Origin of the sequence: Streptomyces silaceus (assembly GCF_001419745.1) — a bacterium.
Classification (GTDB): domain Bacteria; phylum Actinomycetota; class Actinomycetes; order Streptomycetales; family Streptomycetaceae; genus Streptomyces; species Streptomyces silaceus.
The window spans coordinates 1-5,242 of the sequence record NZ_LIRJ01000523.1 but is presented as its reverse complement, the minus strand read 5'-3'; the positions used below and the strand labels follow the sequence as shown (position 1 = coordinate 5,242).

The following is a 5,242-nucleotide window of genomic DNA, read 5'->3' as shown; positions in this document are numbered from 1 at the left end:
GCGCTGATGATGGTGGTGCTCACCTGGCGCCAGCGGTTCATCGCGCTGGGCGCCGCCGTCGGCATCGACGCCGTCTTCATCGGGGCGCGGTGGGCGCTGGACGTCGACGTGCCCGAGGACCACTTCTTCGGCAACGGCGCGCTGTGGGCGATGCTGGGCTGCGCGGTCTTCGCGCTGACGCGCCGCACCGGCGCGGAGCGTGTGCTGCTCCTGAAGGGCGTGGGCCTGGGCCTGCTCCTGGTGGCCGGCCGCAAGACCGGTGACACCTGGCTGCTCATCACGTCGAAGACCCGGCCGACCGTGCTCGACCCGTACGTGGCCATCGCCGACCACGCGCTGGGCAACCCGTCGTGGCTGGCGGGCCGGCTCCTCAGGGCGAGCGGCCCGGTCAGCACGCACGTGCTCGACCTGGTCTACGCCCAGCTCGCGGTGGCCGCCATCGCCGTCGCGCTCTACCAGCTGCGCAACGTGGCGGCCGAGCGGCGCTTCCCGCGCCACCACCTCGTCCGCACCTTCCTGGTCATCGGCCTCGTCGGCCCCGCCTTCTACATGATCTTCCCGGTGGTCGGGCCGATCTTCGCCTACGGTCCGGGCACCTCCGGCACCGGCGGCCTGGAGTGGGCGGTGGCCGACCTGTGGCCGCACACCCCGCTGACGATCAGCGCCCCGCACCCGGTGCCGTACGACGGGATCACCCCGCGCAACTGCATGCCCAGCCTGCACACGGCGTGGGCCACCGCGATCTTCATCCACTCCCGCAGGGGCCCGCGCCTGCTGCGCTACGCGGGCACGTTCTGGCTGACCGCCACCCTCTGCGCGACGCTGGGCTTCGGCTACCACTACGGCGTGGACCTCGTCGCCGGCGTGGTGTTCGCCCTCACCGTCGAGGCGGCGCTGCGGACCTTCGACCGCGGCTGGGACCGGTCGGGGCTGCGGCTGGTCGCGTACGGCACGGCGGTCTTCACCGTGCTGCTCGTGTCGTACCGCTACCTTCCGATGGAGATGGCCGACCACCCGTGGCTGGCCGGCCCGCTGGTCATCCTGTCCATGCTCTCCGTGATCCACGGCTACGTACGCACCACCCGGGCGTGGGAGCCCAAGACCGTACCGGCCCCACGCGCTTCGGAGTCATGACCTCCGCCTCCTCTCCCCCGTCTCCGTCACCGGCCTGTCGTGGCGCAGGTCGGCGAAGAGACGGGCCGACCTCGCGCGGTCCCACTTGAGGACGTTCCCCTTGGGGGTGGGAACGCCGAAGCCGGACACGGGCACGTTGAGCTGCTTGCCCTGTCCGCCCGCGACGCCCTGCACGGCGCGGAACATCTCACTGAGGTCGCGCAGGCTCATGTCCTCGTCGACGATGAGCGTGTCGAGCCCGGCCTGCGCGGCCGGGCCGATCTCCGTCGGGTCGAAGAGCGTGCCGGGCCGCGCGGCCTGCTGGGCGAGGGCCGACAGGAACTTCTGCTGGTTCCTCGACCGGCCCAGGTCGCCCTCCCTCTCCTGGTGGCGCTGGCGGACGAAGGCGAGGGCCTGGTCGCCGTCCAGGGTCTGGCAGCCCTTGCGCAGGTCGGCGCCCGACTTCTTGTCCTTGATGTCCCGGTCCAGACACATCCGTACGCCGCCGATGGCATCGACGATGTCCACGAACCCGGCGAAGCCGATCTCCGCGTAGTGGTCGATGCGCAGCCCGGTGTTCCGCTCGATGGTGTTCACCAGGAGCTCGGGGCCGCCGTAGGAGAAGGAGGCGTTGAGCTTGTCCCCCTCGGGCCGCTTGGTCTTGCCGGTCAGCGTGTCGAGGCGGCCGGGCACCGTGACCCAGGAGTCGCGCGGCAGGCTCACCATGCTGGTGCCGTGGGCGCCGGTGTGCAGCAGCATCATCGAGTCGGTACGCCGCCCGCCGCCCCCGCCGGCGTGCAGGTCCTTCACGTCGCCCTCGGAGAGGCCGTCGCGGCTGTCCGAACCGACGATCAGGTAGTTGGTGCCCTTGCCGGGCGGCGGCCGGTCCCCGTACGCGCCGAGGTCGACGTCACGGTTGAGCCGGGTCTCGGCCCAGCCGTAGGTGCCGCCCACCACGACGGCCACGGCGCCCACCACGACGAGCACCGCCCGCCGCAGCCTCCTGCGCGTCTTCGACCGCCGTGCGTGGGCGCGCCGGGGCCCGTAGCGCGAGCTGGGGCGGTCGGCGAAACGCTCGCGCTCGGCGGAGCCGGCCCGCTGGTCGAGCGGGTCTGTCATGTCAACTCCCTTGGTCACGTCCCCGGTCCGACTCGCGCGGCCGCGCCGCGGTTCCCCTCGTCGAGGGGCTCGCCGGGCGGTGCGTCGAGCAGATAGGGGTCGGCGGTCCCGGTGCGTTTCATGCTGTGCCACTTCAGGCGCGAGCCGAGCAGCGCCGTGGTCACGGAGTGGATGACCACCAGGTACATGAGCTGCCGGTAGACGAACTGCTGGAGCGGCAGCACCCACAGCACGCGCAGCCGCTCGCGGTCGAGCCGCAACGCGTACGCGGCGGTGACCAGCTGGACGGAGAGGAACCCGAACCAGACGAGGGCGGCCTCCACCGGGTCACGGAACACCGCCCCGAACAGGGCGAACATGTCCACGACCGGCGCGCAGAGCGGCAGCACGATCTGGAAGAGCGTGACGTAGAGCAGCACGCGCCGGCCGAAGCGCCCGGCGGGGCCGACCTCGACCGCCGCGTGCCGGTGCTTCCACATCGACTGGAGCGTGCCGTAGCACCAGCGGTAGCGCTGGCGCCACAGCTGCCGCACGCTGGTCGGCACCTCGGTCCAGGCGACCGCCGACTCCTCGTACACGACACGCCAGCCGGCCCGCCACAGCGCCATCGTGAGGTCGGTGTCCTCGGCGAGGGTCTCGTCGCTGACGCCGCCGATGCCCATCAGGGCGTCCCTGCGGAAGGCACCGATCGCCCCCGGCACCGTCGGCATGCACTCCAGGACCTCGAACATCCGGCGGTCGAGGTTGAAGCCGAGGACGTACTCCAGGTGCTGCCACTTGCCGAGCAGGCGGCGCCGGTTGCCGACCTTGGTGTTGCCGCTGACCGCGCCGACCGCCGGGTGGGCGAGCGGCTGGATCAGCCGGGCGAGCGCCTCGGGTTCGAAGATGGTGTCCGCGTCGACCATCACGACGATGTCGTACCGGGCGTGCGCCAGACCGGTGTTGAGGGCGCTGGGCTTGCCGCCGTTGGGCTGCCGGATGACGGTGACGCGCGGGTCGTCGATGTCCTCGGCGATGTCCGCGGTGGCGTCGGTCGAGCCGTCGTCGATCACGATGATCTGCAGCTGCTCGTGGGTGGAGGCCAGCAGCGAGTACACGGTGGAGGCGATGCCCGCCTCTTCGTTGTACGCGGGCACGAGCACCGTCACCGGGTCCCGCACCTCGCGCAGCCGGGGCGCGCCCGGCCGGTAGCGGTGCAGTCTGCGCACGTGGAGCCGGGCGAACAGCGCGAACAGGACCATCCGCAGGACGCCGAGCGTGCCCGCGAGGGTCAGCGTCCACACCATCACGGTGAGGAAGGCGCGCCCGAGCTTCTGCGACCAGATCAGGCCCTCCCCCTTGATCTCCTGGGCGACGGGGACCTTGTCGACGAAGGAGGGGCGGCCGAGGCCGCCGCTGACGGTGGTGAACCGCTTCACCCGGTGGTCCCGCAGCAGATCCTGCGCCTCGTGGTAGCCGAGGTCGGTCTGGCTGTGCTGCGACACCAGGCCGCGCCACGGCTTGCGGTCCTTGTGGTCCGAGGCGACCACGAGGTACCCCTGCTCGGCCGCGCGCCGCGCCGCGGGCCACTGGGGGCCGCAGAGCGTGTCGGCCGCCGTGGTATGCGGCAGCCGCAGCAGGGTCGTGTTGACGCCGGCCGCGCCCGCGAGGGCGCTCTGGGTGAGCGACAGTTCGAGGCGGGCGCGCAGCGAGGAGGCGACGCCGAGGTCGCCGCCGCTGTAGGTGTACGAGCCGATCTCGTGGCCCTCGTACAGGATCCGCCGCAGCAGCTTCGGGTGGCGGGCCGCGTCCTTGCCGTAGACGAAGAAGGTCGCCCGCGCGTGGTGCTTGCGCAGCAGGTCGAGCAGGCGGGGTGTCCACACCGGGTCGGGCCCGCCGTCGAAGGTGAGCGCGACGGTCCCCCGGGGCATGCCCGCGGTGGCGACCCCGTTCGGGCCGAACCGCAGCAGCGGCTTGCCGTCGTCGGCCTCGCGCGGGATCGGGCGGGTGCACGGCGGTTTGGTGCGCGCGGCGTCGATCTGGTGGGTCGTCCACCCCTCGAAGACGAGGGCGACGGCGACGACGAGGAGGACCAGCAGGAGGACGAGCCAGTGCCCGCGCGGTGGTCGGCGGACCGCGGAGCGCCGGCTCACTGCCGCGCGCCTCCGGCCGGCGGCGGGGCGGATCTGCCGGCGGGCGGGCGGCGATGCCTGTCGCGTTCCGTGCGCTGCTCACGTTCCGCGCGCTGCTCGTGTTCCGCGCGTTCCGCGCGCTCTGCGCGTCCTGTGCGCCCTGTGCGTTCCGCGTGTTCTGTGCGCTCCGCCCGCTTTTCGGCCGATGCCTGACGGGCCTCGGCACGGACCGATCCGCCGGAGCGGTGGCCGGGGCGCCGGGGCGAGGTGCTGCCGGTGTCGTCCGGCGCGGCGGGCCCCTTGACGCTCGGCGGTTGCGTGCCGACGGGCTGCAGGAGCCCGCTGCCCAGCACGCCGACGAAGAAGAGGTAGCCGAGGCAGACGCAGCCCACGACGAGCGCGATGCCCTGCAGGGCGCGCCTGCGCCAGCCCGACTCGTCGACGAAGACGGGCAACTGCGGCTCGTCCTCATGGGGACGCCGTGGCGCCGGGGCCTGGCGGTAGGCCGTCACCTGGTGCGGCCCCACCCCCTGGGCAGGGGGTATGGGCGACGATCGCCCGTCGTGCGGTGTGCTGGCTATGTGGGGGATGCCCTGCACTGCTGCTCCTGATCTGCGGCCGCGCGAGCGCGACTCTTTGTCTGTGGGGGGTTACGGGCCGGGGCCCGCGGTACTGCGGTCGTGCTGTCCTGCGGTCGCGCCGTGCTGCTCCACTCCCGGGTGGGGCCGGGAGAACACGGGGCAAATGCCCGGCAATGGGCGGCGAATGCCCCGCGAGGAGAGGCAAGTGCCCTGAAAAGAACCAAAAATCCAGAGCACGGCCCTCAGCCGTCACGCAGCCCCCGACCCTACTCGGGCCCCCGGGTGGCAGGGCAACAGGCCACCCGGGGGCCCGAGTAG

The 5,242-nt window shown here is 72.6% G+C and carries 4 protein-coding genes; 1 reads left to right on the top strand and 3 read right to left on the bottom strand.

What is annotated here, in order from left to right; translation table 11 throughout:
• Positions 1 to 1,134, top strand: a 1,134-nt coding sequence (locus AOK22_RS35780) for a phosphatase PAP2 family protein (RefSeq protein ID WP_055702859.1), incomplete at its 5' end; no start/stop codon positions are given.
• Here AOK22_RS35780 and AOK22_RS35775 read toward each other — a convergent pair.
• From AOK22_RS35775 to AOK22_RS35765, 3 genes are read right to left on the bottom strand one after another with little or no spacing between them, the layout of a single operon-like run.
• Positions 1,129 to 2,232, bottom strand: a complete 1,104-nt coding sequence (locus AOK22_RS35775; RefSeq protein WP_055702858.1) for an LCP family protein — start codon at positions 2,230 to 2,232, stop codon at positions 1,129 to 1,131. The two genes, AOK22_RS35780 and AOK22_RS35775, sit on opposite strands and share 6 nt — an antisense overlap.
• Before the next feature lie 14 nt (positions 2,233 to 2,246).
• Positions 2,247 to 4,364: a bifunctional polysaccharide deacetylase/glycosyltransferase family 2 protein gene (locus AOK22_RS35770; RefSeq protein WP_055702857.1), complete on the bottom strand. Its 2,118-nt coding sequence runs from the start codon at positions 4,362 to 4,364 to the stop codon at positions 2,247 to 2,249.
• The gene (locus tag AOK22_RS35765; protein ID WP_157872394.1) at positions 4,361 to 4,855 is read right to left on the bottom strand and encodes a hypothetical protein; all 495 of its coding nucleotides are present in this window, start codon (positions 4,853 to 4,855) and stop codon (positions 4,361 to 4,363) included. The genes AOK22_RS35770 and AOK22_RS35765 overlap by 4 nt, the downstream gene beginning before the upstream one ends.
• Positions 4,856 to 5,242 lie beyond the last annotated feature (387 nt).

Bases quoted from the DNA above. Each gene is read 5' to 3' on its own strand.
- AOK22_RS35775 (WP_055702858.1), bottom strand. From the start codon at position 2,232: ATGACAGACCCGCTCGACCAGCGGGCCGGCTCCGCCGAGCGCGAGCGT.